12 protein-coding genes and 1 tRNA gene are annotated in these 19,554 nt (G+C 46.5%); all 13 read right to left on the reverse strand.

The genetic code is table 11. The annotated features are described in order from the left end of the window. On the reverse strand, nt 1–1,323 hold the full coding sequence (locus tag ABUA31_RS09375; RefSeq protein WP_022216243.1) for an MFS transporter: 1,323 nt from the start codon (nt 1,321–1,323) through the stop codon (nt 1–3). A 107-nt stretch (nt 1,324–1,430) separates the two neighbouring features. Continuing rightward, on the reverse strand, nt 1,431–2,651 hold the full coding sequence (gene tyrS / locus ABUA31_RS09380; protein ID WP_022216244.1) for a tyrosine--tRNA ligase: 1,221 nt from the start codon (nt 2,649–2,651) through the stop codon (nt 1,431–1,433). Nucleotides 2,652–2,797: 146 nt separating this feature from the next. Beyond that, a complete protein-coding gene (locus ABUA31_RS09385) occupies nt 2,798–4,579 on the reverse strand; it encodes an O-antigen ligase family protein (protein ID WP_349093142.1) in 1,782 nt (593 codons plus the stop codon). 15 nt (nt 4,580–4,594) lie between these two features. Beyond that, nucleotides 4,595–6,127, reverse strand: coding sequence for a cardiolipin synthase (gene cls / locus ABUA31_RS09390; protein WP_022216246.1), 1,533 nt, complete (start codon nt 6,125–6,127; stop codon nt 4,595–4,597). Nucleotides 6,128–6,140: 13 nt separating this feature from the next. Next, nucleotides 6,141–8,693: a heavy metal translocating P-type ATPase gene (locus tag ABUA31_RS09395; RefSeq protein WP_349818723.1), complete on the reverse strand. Its 2,553-nt coding sequence runs from the start codon at nt 8,691–8,693 to the stop codon at nt 6,141–6,143. A 65-nt stretch (nt 8,694–8,758) separates the two neighbouring features. Then, the gene (locus ABUA31_RS09400; protein ID WP_022216248.1) at nt 8,759–9,094 is read right to left on the reverse strand and encodes a metal-sensing transcriptional repressor; all 336 of its coding nucleotides are present in this window, start codon (nt 9,092–9,094) and stop codon (nt 8,759–8,761) included. 323 nt (nt 9,095–9,417) lie between these two features. Then, nucleotides 9,418–10,992: a hypothetical protein gene (locus ABUA31_RS09405; protein WP_349818724.1), complete on the reverse strand. Its 1,575-nt coding sequence runs from the start codon at nt 10,990–10,992 to the stop codon at nt 9,418–9,420. A gap of 76 nt (nt 10,993–11,068) precedes the next feature. Continuing rightward, complete coding sequence (locus ABUA31_RS09410) at nt 11,069–12,187, reverse strand: ABC transporter ATP-binding protein (protein WP_349818725.1); 1,119 nt, start codon at nt 12,185–12,187, stop codon at nt 11,069–11,071. Further along, on the reverse strand, nt 12,177–12,857 hold the full coding sequence (locus ABUA31_RS09415) for an ABC transporter ATP-binding protein (RefSeq protein WP_015533878.1): 681 nt from the start codon (nt 12,855–12,857) through the stop codon (nt 12,177–12,179). Before ABUA31_RS09415 ends, ABUA31_RS09410 begins: the two co-directional genes overlap by 11 nt. A 3-nt stretch (nt 12,858–12,860) precedes the next feature. Beyond that, nucleotides 12,861–15,692 (reverse strand): ABC transporter permease, encoded by a 2,832-nt coding sequence (locus ABUA31_RS09420; RefSeq protein ID WP_173795697.1) that lies wholly within the window; start codon nt 15,690–15,692, stop codon nt 12,861–12,863. A 15-nt stretch (nt 15,693–15,707) separates the two neighbouring features. Next, nucleotides 15,708–18,158 carry an efflux RND transporter periplasmic adaptor subunit gene (locus ABUA31_RS09425; RefSeq protein ID WP_238051339.1) on the reverse strand — a complete coding sequence of 817 codons (2,451 nt, stop codon included), beginning with the start codon at nt 18,156–18,158 and terminating at the stop codon, nt 15,708–15,710. After that, the gene (locus ABUA31_RS09430) at nt 18,158–19,189 is read right to left on the reverse strand and encodes an efflux RND transporter periplasmic adaptor subunit (protein WP_349818726.1); all 1,032 of its coding nucleotides are present in this window, start codon (nt 19,187–19,189) and stop codon (nt 18,158–18,160) included. The genes ABUA31_RS09425 and ABUA31_RS09430 overlap by 1 nt, the downstream gene beginning before the upstream one ends. 138 nt (nt 19,190–19,327) lie before the next feature. Continuing rightward, nucleotides 19,328–19,411 (reverse strand) — tRNA-Leu (locus tag ABUA31_RS09435). Nucleotides 19,412–19,554 lie beyond the last annotated feature (143 nt).

Here is a 19,554-nt window from a genome sequence, read left to right on the forward strand (position 1 = left end):
CTAAGCGTGTTTCCTTCTCTTTTCTATTTCTTTTCTTCTCAGAACCACCATCGCTATGACAAGAGGCGACACGAGAAATACCAATTTTGCCCATCTCATGCCAAGGGCTCCCACAACCAGACTTATTGCAAATATCCCCAGCTGATCTCCTATTCCATATGACAGTGTGGACATGGCTGACGCCCTTCCTCTGACCGATATATCTACACTTTCCATGACCATAAGATTTATCAGTTCTTCCGCAGAAAAGTAAAATCCATTCATGCAGCCCCAGAGTATTCCCAGCAACACCGATGAAACTCCATGCCCTACTCCAAGTGTAAATGCCATACCTGATATGAGGCTAAGCGCTATTCCCATCTGCACCACATATCTCCGTTCCATTTTGTCTGCAAGTATTCCTGTCAGAACATTTATAGCCAATGATGCTATGGGCTGTATGAGCAACACTGTATTCACATTGCCCTCTCCCATACCTGAGAAGGCACACAAAGGTTCATTGTAATATGTTATGCCTGCTGTCGCCATCCCCACCACGCTTATGCTTATGAGAAGATTTCTGGTTGCATGATCTCTGCATATATCTTTGAATGTTTTTATAAAATGTATATGTCCATCATCTGTGTTACATTCTGTACTGTCCACAGATTTTCCCTCACTCCTGTTTGCCGATCCGCCAACACTCGGTGCAGCTTTAGAACCAGTTATATTCGGGAATCTGTACAACATAACCAGTACCATACCTATTACTCCGCCAACAATTCCAACAGCGTAAAGGATCTGCCAATTATGTCCGCCGCCATCCACGTACAATGACCTGAGCAGAGGTATACACATGGCTGCTGCCATGGACACTCCACCACAGATTCCTCTGACAGTTCCTCGATGTTTTCTATCTACCGCATCGACTATGTATATCAGATGTATGTCCAGCGAATATCCCAGTATGAGAATTCCATTGCCAAGCAGGTATATCCACAGATTGTTTGCCAGCAGGCATACTGCACTTCCAACAGCCAGAAGCGCCACATTTATGATCATCATCTTCTTCCTGCCTATGATATCCGTATATGACCTGATAAATGGCGTGAGCGCTCCGATAAGATAAAATGGCAGCATGTCTCTGCTCATATATGCAACCGCCGCTTCAGAACTCATCCCACGCGGATCCATGAGAAATGTCCTAACAGAAAGTGACTGCGTCTTGCCGAACATCTCAGTGCAATAGGAATCCACAAATTGTACAAGTATTATGAGTGCCACAGCCGAGATAGCTGCGACTGCCAAACGTCTTTTATTTGAATCTGCCGTTTTGTCATTCATCAAGTTCTAATCCCCTTCTGTAGTACATAAAAAGGGAAGCTCATCGCTTCCCTTTTTGAATAACCACTGGCCGTTCGCCTTGATATCACTCAAAGCATCAACGACTCTTACTTACTAACCTTCCTGAAGTTCTTCTTACCACGTCTCACAACAACGCCCTCTCCGTCGAACTTCTCCTCTGGAATTGTAATCTGGACATCTGCGATCTTCTCGCCGTCCACAGCAACACCGCCCTGCTCTACGGCACGTCTGCCCTCGTTACGTGATGTAACAAGACCTGACTTAACGAGAACTGACACGATATCGATGGCGCCGTCCTTGAAGTCATCTGCTGTGAGTGTTACTGATGGCATGTCTGCTGCAACACCCTTGGAGAACAGTGCTCTTGCACTCTCCTGAGCCTTCACAGCCTCCTCCTCGCCGTGTACAAGCTTTGTAAGCTCGTATGCAAGGATCTCCTTTGCCTGGTTGAGCTGACTGCCCTCCCAGCTATCCATCTTATCTATCTCCTCAAGTGGAAGGAATGTGAGCATACGGATGCACTTCAGAACATCTGCATCTGCCACATTTCTCCAGTACTGGTAGAACTCAAATGGTGATGTCTTGTTAGGATCAAGCCATACAGCACCCTTCTGTGTCTTACCCATCTTCTTGCCCTCTGAGTTGAGGAGAAGTGTGATGGTCATGGCGTATGCATCCTTGCCAAGCTTTCTTCTGATGAGCTCTGTACCACCAAGCATATTGCTCCACTGGTCATCGCCGCCGAACTGCATGTTGCAGCCGTACTTCTGGTACAGTGCGTAGAAATCGTAACTCTGCATGATCATGTAGTTAAACTCAAGGAAGCTGAGTCCCTTCTCCATACGCTGCTTGTAGCACTCTGCACGAAGCATGTTGTTGACTGAGAAGCATGCTCCAACATCGCGGAGAACATCTACATAGTTCAGGTCGAGAAGCCAGTCTGCGTTGTTGACGAGAAGCGCCTTGTCCTCTGAGAAGTCTATGAACTTGCTCATCTGCTTCTTGAAGCAGTCAACGTTGTGCTGGATAGTCTCCTTTGTCATCATCTGTCTCATATCTGTACGGCCTGATGGATCACCGATCATGGCTGTACCTCCACCTATCAGCGCGATAGGCTTGTTGCCTGCCATCTGAAGTCTCTTCATCAGACAGAGCGCCATGAAGTGGCCTACATGCAGGCTGTCAGCAGTCGGATCAAAGCCAATATAGAATACTGCCTTACCATTATTTACTAAATCTCTAATTTCATCTTCATCTGTTGTCTGCGCTATAAGCCCTCTGGCTACAAGCTCGTCATAAATCTGCATGTCCCTCTAGACCTCCTGTATTTATTTATTCAATGTGCGGTTCACTAGCACCACACAGGCAAATATTATAACATTTTGCTATGCACTGTGGCAAGTATATACACACAATTCCCTGTATTATTTTCTTATAAATCATATTTCACACATCATTTTCTGCCGCCGATTTCTGATCGACACCTGTATCTGCGGCACAGTCCTCCTGCAATGGCTATGAGCAGGAATATGTATGGCGTTGTGAGCGACTGGTTAAGATTGACAAATGCCTGAACGGCATACCCGGTTATCCCGAGCAGAACAGCTATCATACTGCCCTCATCCTCAGCATATCCAAGCAGGCACTCCAAGCCAGTCCCTGTCTTTGAACCTCTTACAGTTCTTGAATCTCTCGATGTCTTCTTCTCCTTCGATCTTTTTCCTGCAGATTGTCCGCTTGCGTTTTCATTCTCATTCATCACAGCTCCTGATACCGCAGTTCTCACAAGCGCACCACCTGTGGTAACCAGCAGTCCTACGTAACTCACTGCACCGAATATTCCTGTGGTTATCAGATACTGCAGATACTCATTGTGAGCATTATCATATATAACACCCACCGTATTCATCATATCGTCATAGTACCTGTCAGTCATGATCGCCTTCACTGATTCATTTCCATAACCGAACAGCCTCTGTGGAACACTGAAATCCCTGTACGCCTCCATGAGCCTTCTCCACACGAACCCCCTGTAATTCCCCCAGGAATCCTCAAATGAAAATATACCCATGTGGTTGTGCACCGCATATATCACTGCAGCCACTATGCCTGCAAGCGATACGCCGACCGATACAGCAAGTGCTGCCTTTCCGCGGAACTTCACAGTCCACTTTGAAGCCAGCCTTATGGCCGCCCATACAACGAGAACGACCACGGACACTATCCACACCATCCGGCTGTCACTCACAAAGTAGCTCAGTCCGTCAAGCTCCGAATATCCACTGTCCGTCTGTCCCAGAATAATACTGATCGCCAGGACTCCGCACGCCATGACCAGGCATACATCCGCAAATTCTTTTATCTTTCCTCGGTATGACGCCCATATCCACGCAGCTATCATGGCACCGCCCACACCTGCGTATGCAAGGTTTGCATTGGATATGATCACCGCACCTGTTCCTGTGAGCACAGCGATGACTGCTGTTATCCGTATCACTATGCTCTCTTTTCCCTCCGAGCTGATATACGCCCCGGCTGCCACCGGAACCAGCACGCACAGGAAGCTTGCAAATATGTCGATATTGCCCAATGTGGATATGTATACATTTCTTATGCTCTGCATCAGCCCTTCCCTGAGTCCAAGGAAATCATATCCCATGAACTGGCATATGCCGACAATTCCCACAAATGAGCCCGCAAGCATGAATATGACCACCACATACCGCCTTATCCTGCAATATCTCGCCATACACACATACAGGAAAAAGACCAGCAGCACGAACTGAAGTCCGCACCTTCTGCCCTCCTCGCCTGTATATGCTGCTGCCTTATTCCCTGACATAAAGAATGCCAGAACATTTGCCAGAACAAATCCTGCCATGAATATATCCATGGTCATGATATTATGCATATCCATAAAATGTCTCAGGCGTCCAATAAACCTGCTGCCATGTGCCGCCCCTGCTGAAGCATCTACATTCCCGCCTGAGCTCTGCGACCCATGCCCTGTGCTGACATTCCGTCCCAGCACATCCACCAGCACCGCCAGCACCATGAGCACCGCATATATGCACAGCGCAATATAGAACGCCCTGTACTTGGTTACTGTTATATCAAAATATTTGTCATGCATTATCAGGGGATATGCAGCCCCCATATATATAAGAAATAATGTGGTTATTCCGTTCTGAAGTTCCCGCCTGCCGTCTCCTGCAATGTTGTCTTTTCTGCCCATACGGCTATACTCCTTTTATAAAAGCGGTGACAATAATCTGAGTATCGCACCAAGTATATTCACCCTGCTTATGTTATTTCTGCACCACGGAATATCTATCTCCTCCGACTCGGCAAATGTATCCATCATATCCTTCTTCACATCTTCTATGGCCTTGCAGTCATACAGGAGAGTTCCACACTCAAAGTGGTGATAGAAGCTCCTGTTATCCAGATTGATGGATCCCACAGATGCAAGCTTGCCATCCATGAGCAAAGTCTTTGAATGTATAAATCCAGGCGTGTACTGATATATCTTCACACCCGCCAGAAGCAGCTCCTTGTAGCTGAACTGGGTCATCTTGTATATATATTTCTTGTCCGGAATGGCCGGCGTAACAATACGCACATCCACGCCCCTCTTGGCTGCCAGCTTCAGTGCCAGCATGAGCTCGTTACACACGATAAGATATGGGGTAAATATATAAATGTACTCCCGTGCATCATTTATCATCTGCATGTACAGATTCTCACCCACATTCTCTCCGCTCAGAGGACTGGACTTGTACGGCTGAACATATCCGTCACTTACGCCACTATAGTCGATCTCCACCGGTCTATAGTTGTTGTAGCTTCCCTCTGAATATCTGAAGCTGTTCCACATCTGAAGGAACATAACAGTGAAGCTCCAGGCGCCCTCGCCCTCAAGTCTCACTCCACTGTCCTTCCATTTGCCGTACTTCTCTATCTTGTTGATATACTCGTCAGCCATGTTGTAACCGCCGGTGTGAGCTATCTTGCCATCAATAACAGTGATCTTCCTGTGATCCCTGTTATTGAAGATAGTGGCAAAGAATGGAACCACCTGATTGAACGCCATACATTTGATACCGTAGGATTCAAGTTCCTTCCAGTAATACTTCGGCACATTGAACACAGATCCGATGTCATCATACATGAACCTGACATCAAGTCCCTCCGCAGCCTTGCGCTTCAATATCTCAAGTATGGTATCCCACATATAACCCTTGTCCACGATGAAATATTCCATGAATATATACTTCTCCGCACTCTCCAGGTCTCTGATGAGATCATCCATCACATCATCGCCTATGGCATAATACTTTACACTGGTATGCTTGTACAGAGGCGCCTCAGCCACATTCTCCATATAATTACATATCCTGTATGTAGGCTCCGACTTTAAATTCTCCGCTGGGACCCAGTTGTCCCCCTTGACGTTCTCATATACCTCCTGCTGGAGAACCCGCAGAAAATTCTTTCTGAGTTTTTTAGGTATCAGCACATGTCCATAGAGCACATACATGAGACCTCCCAGCACCGGGAATATGAGTATCGGCACCATCCATGCCATCTTTACCATAGGGTTAGTATCCTTTGTTATAAGATACATTACAACTATTACGCTGAGCAGCTTGAGAGCACCCGATATATAGATATATCTGTCCTGAAGAAAAACAACCCCCAGTATCATGATCGCCAACTGGACGACCACAAGAAAGCACGTTATTACCATTCTGCTTAGCAATCTGTTCAGTATCTTCTTCATATATTTCCTGCCTTTACTGAATTGATGTCACCTTATAATCCTGATCCTCTACTGTCTTCTTGAGCACGCTGTCATCAACGTCTGCCTTGAGAGTGACAACCGCTGTTCCTGTCTCATGGCTGACTACAGCCTCCTGCACCTGGTCAAGGGCCTCAAGACTCTTCTTGACTCTGGCTTCACAATGTCCACACATCATACCTTCGATCTTCATTGTCTTTGTCATAACTTTGTCCTCCTTGATTCTATATCTTTTATTTTTATCATAAATGTCTGTCAAATTCAACCTCAACGCATTTGTAACAACACAAAAACTTGACAGGCTCATGGCAAACGCTCCGAACATAGGATTGAGCGTCCAGCCAAATATCGGGATCCACACGCCGGCGGCAAGTGGTATTCCAATTATATTATATATAAATGCCCAGAAAAGATTCTCTTTTATGTTCTTAACTGTTGCCCTGCTGAGTCTTATGGCCGCCGGAACATCTGTGAGCTCACTCTTCATGAGAACAACATCCGCAGCATCTATGGCTATATCCGTGCCTGCACCTATGGCTATTCCTATATTTGCCCTTGTGAGTGCAGGGGCATCATTTATTCCATCACCAACCATGATCACATGCCCCTTCTGCATGAGATCTCGCACAACGCTCTCCTTGCCGTCCGGACGCACGCCCGCTATTACTCTGTCTACGCCGACCTGCTCTCCTATGGCTTTGGCGGTTCTCTCATTATCACCGGTTAACATAACTACTGAAAGTCCCATCGACTGAAGCTGGCATATGGCCTCAGCGCTGTCCTCCTTCACAGTATCCGCCACGCCTATTATTCCGAGGACTCTGTAATCTCCGTCAGCCTCCTCGGCAAAGAACATAGGTGTCTTTCCCTGCTGTGATACCTTCTCCGCACTGTCCTTCATCGTCTCAGGTACATCTGCATATCCCTTTATATAATCCATATTTCCGCCGATGATCTTTCTGCCGTTCAAACTTCCCATCAGACCGTTGCCCGCAACAGCCTTGAAATCGGATACCTCATAATTTTTATCCTTCTGTGCATCACCTGTCTGGTAATTCTCACTGTAGTATCCAACCACAGCTCTTGCCAGAGGATGCTCTGACAGCTTCTCCAGAGCCGCAGCCTTCTGCATCAGCTCGTCACCACTGACATTCTCGGCTGCCAGTATATCCGTCACTACAGGCTCTCCCTTTGTGATCGTTCCGGTCTTGTCCATGACCACTATGCTGCTCTTTCCTGTCTCCTCAAGAGCAGTCGCAGTCTTGAACAGTATTCCGTGCTTGGCACCTATTCCATTTCCCACCATGATCGCAACAGGTGTGGCAAGCCCAAGGGCACATGGGCAGCTTATAACAAGCACTGATATTCCTCTCGCCAACACATAACCGGCATCCTTGCCCACTATTATCCACACTATCATCGTGATAAATGCTATCAGTATGACAACAGGTACAAACACTCCCGAAACCTTATCAGCAAGCTTTGCTATTGGAGCTTTGGTAGCCGCCGCATCACTTACCATATCTATTATCTTGGACAGTGTGGTATCCGCACCTACCTGTGTAGCACGGCATTTCAGATAACCCGACTGGTTGATCGTCGCCGCAGACACACGGCTTCCTGCAGTTTTGTCCACAGGTATGCTCTCACCCGAGAGAGCTGACTCGTCCACGGCGGAATCCCCCTCAAGGACTACTCCGTCCACAGGAACGCTCTCACCCGGTCTAACGGCAAATATATCTCCAACCGCAACTTCGTCTATATCCACGGTGACCTCCTCACCATCCCTGATGAGAACGGCTGTCTTCGGGGCAAGATCCATCAGACCTTTGAGTGCGTCCGTGGTTCTTCCCTTTGAATATGCTTCAAGCGTCTTGCCGACTGTTATAAGCGCCAGTATCATGGCCGCAGATTCAAAATAAAAATCATGCATGAGCGTCATGACACGCTCACCGTCACCTGCTGTCTGCGCCGCTGTCATGGCATAGAACACGTACACGCTGTATATGAATGAGGCACCTGAGCCCATGGCAACAAGTGTATCCATATTTGGCGAGCCGTGTATAGCTCCCTTAAATCCACTCACAAAGAATCTCTGATTTATCACCATCACAATTATGGTGAGCAGCATCTGCGTGAGTCCCATCGCCACATGATTGCCGTCAAAGAAGCTTGGAAGCGGCCAGTTCCACATCATATGGCCCATTGATATATACATGAGGGGAATAAGAATTATAACTGATGCCACCAGTCTCTTCTTCATTTTTCCGAATTCTTTGTCCGCCTCACTCTCACCGGAACCGCTGCTCTTCCCACCTGAATGTGAAGTATTTCCGCCAGCAGATCTTCCACCCGCCAGACTCGCACCGTATCCTGCCTTCTCAACTGCAGCCACTATAGTTCCGCTGTCGGCTGTTCCATCCACCATCATGGAGTTGGTCAGGAGATTCACTTGACACGAGGTAACTCCCCCGACATTGGATACGGCCTTCTCGACTCTTGCACTGCATGCACTGCATGTCATTCCTGTCACATTGTACTTGTCCATATATTTCACCTTTCTTTATCAAGCATCAGTCAGTTCGTAACTGCACTTGCCAATAACTGACATATCTATTTCATGAGTCTGGTAACCGTATTTACCAGATCCTCTATAGTATCATCCTTGCCATTTCTTATATCGTCTGCAACACAGGTCCTGATATGTTCAGCAAGGAGCTGTCTGTTGAAGCTGTTGAGTGCCGCATTGATCGCCGACACTTGGAGCACGATGTCTGTGCAATAGGCATCATTTTCCAGCATACTCTTCACGCCTCTTATCTGCCCCTCTATCCTGTTCAGTCTGTTGAGAAGCTTCTTATACTCCTCGTCTGTCCTTGTCCTCACCCTGGCTTCCACATCGCTTATCTCTCCGCCATGATGACAGCAGCATTTCTTCTGTTCTTCCATATATCTTTCCTCCAGCCTTATTGAACTCCAGCCATGCAAAATTTGCCTTCGGCAAATGGCTGGAGCTACATGTCAAGTTTTCATAGAAAACTTGACACATCCCTTGTACATCAGCCATTTCTGTTCACATTTCAAATGACGCTGCATATATGCCATCTGTTTATTATCTGCACATTACGGCTGTTAAATTCTCTTTTCATCCACGGATTATATACCCCCTAGGGGTATGTGTCAACAATAAAAAATCCTCATAGACCAATATTTATACCACTTTATCAGTCTATGAGGATTTTTCTCCTTTAACCTATATGTCTGAGTTTTATTTACTCTGTTGTATCCTGATCGCCCATGTCGATATCAGCATCTCCGATATCAATCGCATCTGCGCTTGACTCATCACTGCTGTCTGCATCGTCAGTATCAGTTATATCAGTCTCATCAATGAGGCTGTCGTCACTTATATCAAAATCTGAATCACTGTCAATAACAGAATCAACTACAGATGAATCATATGTCTGCTGGTTCAGGACATCCTTAAGATCTATCATATCTCCTGTGGTAGCATCTAACATGATGAGCTGTATTGGATAATCCTTATCGAGGCTTCCATCCTCCATCTTGTCGCACTGTGCAAATACCCATACAGGGCTGTATGTATACTTATCTCCATCCTTGAGCTTGTAGTATGTAAGTCTTACATCGTTGAACTCGATGGTGCTGTACTGTGTCTTGTTGTCTGTGTAATACTTATTTACAGCCTCTGGAAGCTTCTTGAGTGCATCTTCCCAGCTTATCAGATCAACATTGTCCTTCTTGTCTCCTGTTGCCCTGAAGGAATCTAGGCAATATGCTGAGATAAGTCCATTGTCATCAATACCGAGCTGGAATGTCTCATCCATGGTGTCATAATATACTGAGTCATCCCCTGTCGAAAGGGAATCAAGGCCGTATACATTAGGTGTATATGGAGCCACACCGTCCACAGAACGCTTGTATGTTACCATATAACCATTCTTCTCTGCTGCAACTGTGTTGTATGATGCATCGCTGTAATCCCACAGCAAATCAAAATTACTTGTCTCTATAACATCTGAGATTCCGCATGATGCAAGGAAATCTGTTCCCTTCTGCTCAGCATCTGCCGCGCTGATGGAAGCTGTGTTTGCAGAAGCCTCCTCGTCAGAATATTCACTGCTGTAGCAGTATACATTTGTTGCGCCATCCTTAGGTCTGTACTGTATCAGCTGATCCGATGGATAATACTCCAGAGAAAATCCACCGCCTGTGGACATATCATCGCCACTTCCATAGAATGTTACCATGAACTCGTTGTCCCCTACAGATCCGATGAATGTGTCTCCACTGTAATCTCCAGCTCCCTCTCTCTTGTCTGTGGCTGTCTTGAGCTGATCCTTAAGTGACTTCATGTAATCCTCATAATAGCTCTTATCATCATCCGATGTAGCCTGATCCATCATGGACTGAAGTGAATCTATCTGTCTCTGTACATCCTCCTTGTATGGCTTATCCCAGTTATATACATATACACCTGCGCTCACGTCAAATATATTCTCGCACACACGCTTCTTGTAGTCATTGTCTACATTGTTAAGCTCATAGTAAAGCACTGACATCTTATCTGTGTCAGGCACCTCTATCTCTGTGGCATTTATGGATACATCTGTGAGACCTGTATCTGCATTGATACCCTCAAGCTTGCCATTGTATGACTCCGGTACGTCGAGTCTTGATGCCAGCTTACCGCCGCCACCGCCGTTCTCGTCGTCTCCCATGTTGTAATCCACCTTCTTCTTGCCACATCCTGTGAGCGCAGTTCCTGCCACAAGTGATGTCACCAAAAGCAGCGCCGCTGCTTTTTTGTAACCCGCTTTTCTCATATAAAATACCAACCTTTCCTTACTTAATTGAAGTAATTATAATATATTTTCCCCGCTGACACAACACCATCTGCTATCACTCTTTTGTGATGATGACCTTGCCGTCAACAACCTGAACCTTGACCTTATTGCTGTCGATTCCGGCAGCAGCCAGCATATCAGGACTTATCTGTACACGATTTGCCTTATCGAGTATCGAGAACTCCTCATGTGAATCATCAGATGAGAAGCCGTCTGTCGTCAGCTCGTTCATTCTGTCCTTGTAAGATTCCTTCATGATCTTCTCCGTGCTAATCTTACCGTCCGCGATCATAACCACACGTCCCACCTTATTTGCAAGGCTTATATCATGTGTAACTATGATTATCGTTATCCCGAGTTCTTCGTTCAGCTTTCTGAACAGATCCTGTATCATGTTGGATGTCTTGCTGTCCACGGCTCCTGTAGGCTCATCCGCAAGAAGTATCTTCGGATTATTCGCAAGGGCTATGGCTATGGCAACTCTCTGCTGCTCACCACCTGACATCTGGGATGGATATGAATTTATCTTGTCCTCAAGTCCCACTCTGCAGAGCAGATCATGGGCTCTTGCATACTTGTCTTCCCTGTTGCTCTTGTCGAAGTACATAGGTACCTGAACATTCTCTATGGCTGTCATATATGGCAGAAGGTTTCTGGAGTTTTTCTGCCACACAAATCCTACAGTGTGCTTTCTGTACTCCACAAGCTCCTTATCCGTCATCGCAAACAGATCCTTGCCGTCGACATACAGCTTTCCGGCCGTAGGTCTCTCAAGTCCTCCGATCATATTGAGAAGTGTGGACTTTCCTGATCCCGACTTTCCGATGACCGCCATGAGCTCGCCGTATTTGATGTTGAGCTCCAGGCCCTGAAGAGCCATAACCTCCACATCGTCAGTCTTGTATATCTTGACAAGGCTGTCACACTCTATGATATTCTCCTCAGAACCAAGGCGTTCCCCGCCGGCTTCTTTATCTGTGCCAGCCTCAGGATCTGCTTCCACGGCTTTCCCGCTGTCAGTGCCATCGTCTTCCTGAAGATCCATGCCGTACACGAACTCCTGCGTCTCCTGGCCATCCGTGTTCTCCATGTCCTGTGTCTCCACATCCGGTGCTATAGTTTCAGGCTCCACAGCATCGTTCTTCTTTTTTCTGAATAAATGCTTATCGCTCAACTATCTCACCATCCTCTATCTCATATACTACATCACCGAGCTCCATAAGCTTCGGATCATGTGTCGTCATGACTATCGTTATTCCTTCCTTGTACACCAGCTCCTGGAACAGCTTCATGACTGCAAGTCCCGAAGCCGTATCAAGGGCTCCTGTAGGCTCATCCGCAAATATTACCTTTGGCTTGTGAGCCACCGCTCTGGCTATGGCAACTCTCTGCTGCTCACCACCTGACATCTGATTTGGGAAATGCGTCATTCTGGATGACAGTCCCACCAGATCGAGTACCTCTTTTATACGGGCATCCCTGTTGCCCTCATATTCCGCAAGTCTGAGTCCGAAATCGACGTTCTCATACGCACTCATGATCGGGATCAGGGCAACCGACTGGAATACAAATCCTATATTGTATCTTCTCAGCTTCTCCTTTTCCTTCTCGTTCATCTCGCTGTACACGTGGCCGCCGACTATCACTTCGCCCTCAGTCGGCTCATCCAGCGCGCTCAGGATATTGAGCAGCGTTGTCTTACCCGATCCTGAACGGCCTTTGAGTATAGTGAGCTTTCCAGCCGGGACTGTTATATCTATTCCCTTGAGTGCATAGAAATCTTCTCCGCTTCCAAGTCTGAAACAGCGTTTGATTCCATGTGCCTCTATCATAATTTCATCCATAGATTAATCCTCCCCCAGCTTTAATGCCTGTGTTATATTCATCTTCTTCAATATAGTTCTTATGACTACGAAACATACAACAAACATAAATACAACAACAGCTGTGAGCTTTATGATATCGTAAGGATCCACAGCTATCGATATCGCTATGTTGTGTGATTCCGGCAGATATACCACGGCGACAAGCTTGACAAAAAGCGCCGTAGCCGCAGCTCCGACTCCGTATCCCGCCAGACTGGCAAGTACCGAGCTGAATATCTGCTCATTTATGAGCATCTTGTTGATCTCACGCATGCTCATACCCATAGCTCTGTATATACCGAACAGAAGCTCTCTCTGTTTGATGGATGTTATCCAGTATATCAGGAATCCCACCGTACAAAGTATGATCGCTATGATAAATGACAGTGAGAACAGACCATTTGTTATGAGCACCAGAGGTGACTCCTGCATCTCTGACACATCCTTATCCACACTCTCATACTGCACTATATTGACATCCTCATCACTGAGTGCCTGAAGTACATCCTTGTAGTCCACACCATCCTTGAGATGCATCCATACCTGGTATGGTGTCTGACTGAATGCACCAACAACATATGCATAGTTGGCAACTACGAGGTATCTCTCCACCTCCTGCATCTCTCCCTCGGAATCCTTCTCATACACATACTGTTGGAATCCCGGGAATGCATCCACTATGGCACATACCGTTCCGCTAGGAGATGCGATCTCCTCCTTCTCCTTGCTTGCAATAGGACTGTATCTCGCATAGTTTATTGAATCTCCAACCTTTATATTGTACTTCTTTGCAAGGTTTGATGAAATGATGACTCCATTCGACACTGTTGCAAGATCATTCAGGTAATTGTACCAGTGCTCCTTGTTGAGTCCGCTCTGCAGTCTGGCCGTCTCACCGAACTCCTTGGTGTTGATACCCATGAGTACGCTGCCCGCCAACTCCTCGCCGCCCGCTTTTATGACGGCATTATCGTCGTATATGACTCTTGTCACCTTGTCACACAGGCTGTCCTCGAGCTTTGTAAATCTCTCAAAATCCTGCTCTGTGTAATACCAGTGGGTCTTCTTGTCTTTGTCTATGTATGTTCCTCTGGTCCACTGCTCCTGTACCACAAGATCCGTTCCCAGATTGTAATCTATTCGCTGTGTCTTGTTCTTATTTATGGTTCTTGCCATGTTCGAGTTGAACATACCCATGGCTATTGTCATTACAAGGAACACCGATATGAATCCCTGCTTCTTGACCGTACGTGTGATCTGCAGGAATGATGCGTACACAGCCGGTGACCATCTCTTTCTTCCGATCCTGTATATCAGTCTTATCAGGTATTTGATGAGTCTGAGCACCAGAAGTCCCACTGCAAATATAAAGAGTGAGGAGTTCAGAAAGATGACCGGATCAGGTCTTGAACCCGCAAGTATATCGAGTGCTATCGTCGATTTCTGCTTGTTGTAATTGTACAGGAGGTATATTGAAAGTGTCACAAGGATGACGTCCACAAAGAACTTCTCCCAGAATGGCTTGTAATTTACCTTTCCTGTTCTGCTCTTCTGCTCTACTATGGAGTTCTTGGCGTATTTGAACACCGGAAGTGTCACAAATAATATAGCTATAACAGCGGCAGCCAGACTGTATACTATCATCCACGGATCTACTCCATAGAAATGTGTATCCTTAAATCCAAACTGCAGGAACGAATCCGTGCTTGCTGCAAGCTTACACAGAAGATATCCTATAGGGATTCCTATCACTATGGCTATCGCCGACAGTATTGCCGACTGTCCAAGGTATATTCCGAGAACCTGCTTCGTGCTGGTACCACGGCTCTTGAGCATGGCGATCTCTCCATCCTCCATCTCAAGTATCTGACTTGATACCATGTAAATGAATGCCAGAAGCAGAACCAGTATTGGGAGCTCCAGAACCCATATGATTATACCGATGGTTCTTGCATCGCCTTTATAATCTATGAGCACACTGCTGAAATTCTGCTCAAAATATTTATCTGACTTCTCAAATGACTGGAGATAATACAGCGTGTCCATGGCATTCTTGTGTGTTATCTGTGAGTAGTCAAGCATGACGTGATCCACGTAGTATATTGTGAGGAAGCCGTACTTGCCTATCATGTCGTTGAAGTCATCCTTCTTCACATATACCTCGCTGTCGAGATCTGCAAGCTGGTCATACCAGAAGCTGTCTGAGTAATCCTTCTCCTCAAATACACCTACGATCTGATACTTCATAGGATTGCCCTGTGAGTCAACGGCATCGCTGAGTCCGGTATCTATGCTGAATACCTCTCCAACGACAAGGCCGTATTTGTCAAGGTTTCTCTGTGAGATGATACAAGGATACACACCATCCTCTGTCTTGGCATCCTCGAGTGACGTTCCATATGTTATGTTCACATGATCCTCTATCTGTGGCATATATGTCATGTTGAAGCTGGTCCTGTGATTCAGGTTGCTCTGGGTGTACCCCGCCTGAAGTGACAGGCTGGTCTGCTTCTGCAGAGCATCTATCTCCATGTAGTAGTTCCACATGTCCTCATATTTGCCGATCCTGCCAAGCACTGCATCGGCATCGGCATAATCGTCTACCGCGCATGAGCCTGATCTGCCGATAGTTGCCGGATACTTGTTCTGCTCTACCATCGCCGCGTCAAACTTGGACGACATGAGCATATCCAGCGCTCCGTTTTTGAACATTGGGTTGCACGATGCAACAGCCACCAGCAATATGATTCCAAGCAGGAGACATGCATTTAACCACTTCTTGTTCAATAATTTATGTGATAAAAATTTAAACATTATATCTCCTCTCTGCTACTCTGCTGCCGCCGCATCTCCGCCAGATGAATCCGATCCGCCATCCGACTGGCTGTCTGCGCCTGACTTTGAATTATCGGAACCATCTGATGAACTCGATGAGCCACCGGTGGATGTTGCTCCTGATTCCTTAGCTATGACATCGCCCTCTGAAAGACCTGACAGTATAACCGTCTTGGTCTTGTCTGCCTCGCCGAGAGTGACATACTGCTTTATGATCTCATCATCCTTGATGAGCCATACATAGTCATACTCATTTGAATTGTTCTTGCTCGTCTCATGATAGATCATGTTGTTAGGTATCATGACCACGTTCTCATAGGACTTTGTCGGGTAGCTGACCTGATATGACTTCGGCTTCTTGTAAAAGCTTGCATCATCAACCTTTATATAATACTTCAGTTCATCACTGCCTGAACACTTGGTTACGTGAACCCCGCCCTCTGAATCAGTACTGATATATGACTTGGAGCTGTCTCCGGTGCTTCCGACACACACTCCGCTTATCTTCTTACCGCTGTTGTTCTTATTTGATATTGAAACCTTCTGGTTTACAGCAAGTTTTCCCTCTGATATGGATATCGCCAGGATCACATTGTCGTTGCTTCCGACTGTGAGTACATTTGCACCTTCCTTGACAGCCACATCAGTCTTCGCGCCAACCGAGAGGACTGTTCCCGCCTGGTCAGCGTAGACAGTTATCTTTCCGCTTCCATCATTGTTCTTGTTGAGCTTTTCTCTCTGTGCGTTTAAGCTCTTAATGGTTGCATTGTGTGTATATATCCTAAGATCCTTGTTGTATGTAACAACATTTCTCTGGCACACGAGCTGCTCCGCCATGTAGAGAGTGTTCTCTGCATCCGTCGGCGTTGCCACCTTACCCTTCTGGTATCTCGTGATCTCATTTGTAAGCTCATTTATCTGATCATCAAAATCCTTGAGATCCGAACTGTAAGTCTGGTTCTCCTCGCTGATCTGGTTATCTATATCCTTGACCGCCGCTGTTCCGCCGCCACTGTCAATGACAAACAGCACATCCCCCTTCTTAACCTTCTGGCCCTTCTTGACGTTGAGTGACGTGAAACGTCCATCGCATGGTGCAGTGTAGCTGACACTGTTGAGGTCCTCCACCGAGAACGAATCGCTCTTCACCGTTGCTGTCTTCGTATATGAATCGAGTGCCACCGTGTATTCTGTGTAATCACTAGGCATGACCGCATCTGAAGCGTAGTAGACAAGATCGCCTTCCTTGAGTCCGCTGACTACCTCTGTGTAGTTATTGTCGCTGGCACCGGTATCTATATCCCTGCGCTCCTTCTCACTGGAATCTGTCTTGACATATACAAATTTCTGGTTGTTCTCCTCGTATATGGAATCATTTCCCACTGTGAGTACGTCCTTTGCATCGGATGTACTGAAATACAGTGACACCGTGTTGCCCACGCTGAGGATCTTATCTGCATCCTTCACACCCTTGAGCTTAAATCTTGTGTATGGAAGACTTGACTTGCTCTGTGCCACAGCTATCTCCTGATTGGTGTAGTTGTATGGCACTATGTCATACTGCTTTCCATTTATCACAGTGTACATGTTCTTATACATGCTGTATGTATTCTTCTTGAAGCTCTCACCGGTTATCTCTATATATGGATCACTGTAATCTGAAACCACGACCACGTTCTCACCGCCGCCGACAGTATTCTCACTGCCGCTTATCTTCTTGGCGTATGTTACCGTACCCGGACGGTCTGCCTTGAGCGTTCCGCTCTGCTTGACCTTGTCCTCATCCTCGTCCTGCTGTGTGAGCTTTTTCTGCTCATACTCATATAAAAGATTATCGTACCTGTTGTTCTCCTCATTTATGGCTTTTTCTGTTCTGGCCTCTGCAGCGCCCTTTGAATCACCGATCTCTTCGCACGCCTTTATCTTCCAGTCCAGCTCAGCCTGATTCTGCTCATATATCTTCTGCTTGATCTCATGTGAATACTTCTTCACATCCTGAGAATCAGCTCCCGAGCTGTCGTCCCCATCCATCGATGTTGAAGAATCATCCACTATTGAGCCTGAATCTGTACCACTGCCATCGTCTCCCGATGCTGTGGATGCATTGCTGTCGGTCTCTGCAAGAACCGTGTCCTTCTTGACCTCATCGCCCACATTCACATACACCTTTGACAGAGTCACAGATGTGTCATAGTAATAACAATAGTCAGTTGGGACTATCGTTCCGGTCTTGATGACCTTTTTGCCTATATCTCCATATGTGACCGGTCTGTATGCCTCATTTGTACTTACAGGTTCAACGAGCTCAGGAACCTTCTCGCTGTTCTCCTTGCCACAGCCCGCCATTCCTCCTGCCATGACAAATGACATTACCAGGCATGCTATTCTGGCGGTCATATTCTTTTTTGTCCGTGTGCTGCCTTTATGCATAATATTCTGTCTCATCAATTTATCACCACCTGCTCTCCGGCCTTCAGTCCTGATTTGATAACTGTATAATCATCCACCGTATCTCCAACGGTAACTTCTACCGCATTCCTGTATCCGTCCTCATTTACAGTGTACACATACTTCTTCTCACCCGAGCCGTCAAACACAGCCTTTTTATTCACATATACAACGTTCTTTACAACCGGCTTATCTATGACCATCTTGAGGGTATCCGCTTCGGTCACTCCGGTCATATCACTGACAGGCTGAAATGTAAGTTTCTGCATCTCCTCTCCGGTGGCAGAGCTTGTATACTTCTCACACTTCGTGAGCTTCAGTGTAAATGTTGCCTCCTGAAAATCAGCATCGTAGGTCTGCCCCTCCTTGAATTCGTATGAATCCGCAGTCTCTGATACATAATCAGACGAACCCGAATCCACCGTTATGAGCGTATCACCCGCTGTGACATATCCATACTGCAGATCTGAGTTGACATAAGTCACTGTTCCGTTCTTGTCTGCAATGACCTGATACTCCTTCATTCTCTCGTTCTGCTCTTTGATGTATGTATCCGCCAGATCCATATCCTCCTTCGCCGCGGATATGTCACTGGAGTAATCCTGGCTGCTGTCTATGCTCGCCAGCCTGTTGTAATGGTCTATAAGAAGCTGATCCCGCTCCTTCTGATCCGTATACTGATCTATGGTCTTCTGGATATCCTTGGCCTCAAACTGGATCATCACATCGCCTTTGGCCACCTTATCGCCCTCTTTTACCTTGACCTCCTGAACCTTGTAGTCAGACTGCTGTATCGAGTAATCATTGCTGCTGTAACCATCAGGCTTGAGCTCCAATGTTAATGAGGACTGGATATCTCCGCTCTTAACCTGTTCCGTATTGAATTCCACCTTGCTATACGGCTCTATATTTATTCTGGAACTTCCTGTCTGTCCACCGGTACTGCCTCCACAGCCAACCAGCGACACGGACATCAGACCGGCAATCGCTGCCGCCAGAACCTTCTTATTGAATATCGCTTTTGACACGCTCTATTCCTCCTGTTTTTATGAATATATTTGATTCTACCCCCTGTCAGCCCATATATCAAGGAAATCTCCCGGGAGTTAATATTAGTTAAAAAAAAGAGAAAGCTTATGTTTTAAGCTTTCTCTCGAAATAAAAAATGCGGGAGATGGGACTTGAACCCACACGCCGTTTCCAGCACTAGATCCTTAGTCTAGCCTGTCTGCCAATTCCAGCACTCCCGCATATTCTATATGTAATTGATAACCGCCCATTCTCTCACATCCGAAATTCCATAGGACTTTCAAAATAAAAATGCGGGAGATGGGACTTGAACCCACACGCCGTTTCCAGCACTAGATCCTTAGTCTAGCCTGTCTGCCAATTC

Origin of the sequence: Coprococcus sp. RTP31081st1_H1_RTP31081_211007 (assembly GCF_040227275.1) — a bacterium.
Taxonomy (GTDB): Bacteria; Bacillota; Clostridia; order Lachnospirales; family Lachnospiraceae; genus Coprococcus; species Coprococcus aceti.

What these genes read in the sequence shown, in the direction of transcription:
- ABUA31_RS09375 (WP_022216243.1), bottom strand. Translation starts at nt 1,323, where the DNA reads ATGAATGACAAAACGGCAGATTCAAATAAAAGACGTTTGGCAGTCGCA.
- tyrS (WP_022216244.1), bottom strand. Translation starts at nt 2,651, where the DNA reads ATGCAGATTTATGACGAGCTTGTAGCCAGAGGGCTTATAGCGCAGACA.
- ABUA31_RS09385 (WP_349093142.1), bottom strand. Translation starts at nt 4,579, where the DNA reads ATGGGCAGAAAAGACAACATTGCAGGAGACGGCAGGCGGGAACTTCAG.
- cls (WP_022216246.1), bottom strand. Translation starts at nt 6,127, where the DNA reads ATGAAGAAGATACTGAACAGATTGCTAAGCAGAATGGTAATAACGTGC.
- ABUA31_RS09395 (WP_349818723.1), bottom strand. Translation starts at nt 8,693, where the DNA reads ATGGACAAGTACAATGTGACAGGAATGACATGCAGTGCATGCAGTGCA.
- ABUA31_RS09400 (WP_022216248.1), bottom strand. Translation starts at nt 9,094, where the DNA reads ATGGAAGAACAGAAGAAATGCTGCTGTCATCATGGCGGAGAGATAAGC.
- ABUA31_RS09405 (WP_349818724.1), bottom strand. Translation starts at nt 10,992, where the DNA reads ATGAGAAAAGCGGGTTACAAAAAAGCAGCGGCGCTGCTTTTGGTGACA.
- ABUA31_RS09415 (WP_015533878.1), bottom strand. Translation starts at nt 12,857, where the DNA reads ATGGATGAAATTATGATAGAGGCACATGGAATCAAACGCTGTTTCAGA.
- ABUA31_RS09420 (WP_173795697.1), bottom strand. Translation starts at nt 15,692, where the DNA reads ATGTTTAAATTTTTATCACATAAATTATTGAACAAGAAGTGGTTAAAT.
- ABUA31_RS09425 (WP_238051339.1), bottom strand. Translation starts at nt 18,158, where the DNA reads ATGAGACAGAATATTATGCATAAAGGCAGCACACGGACAAAAAAGAAT.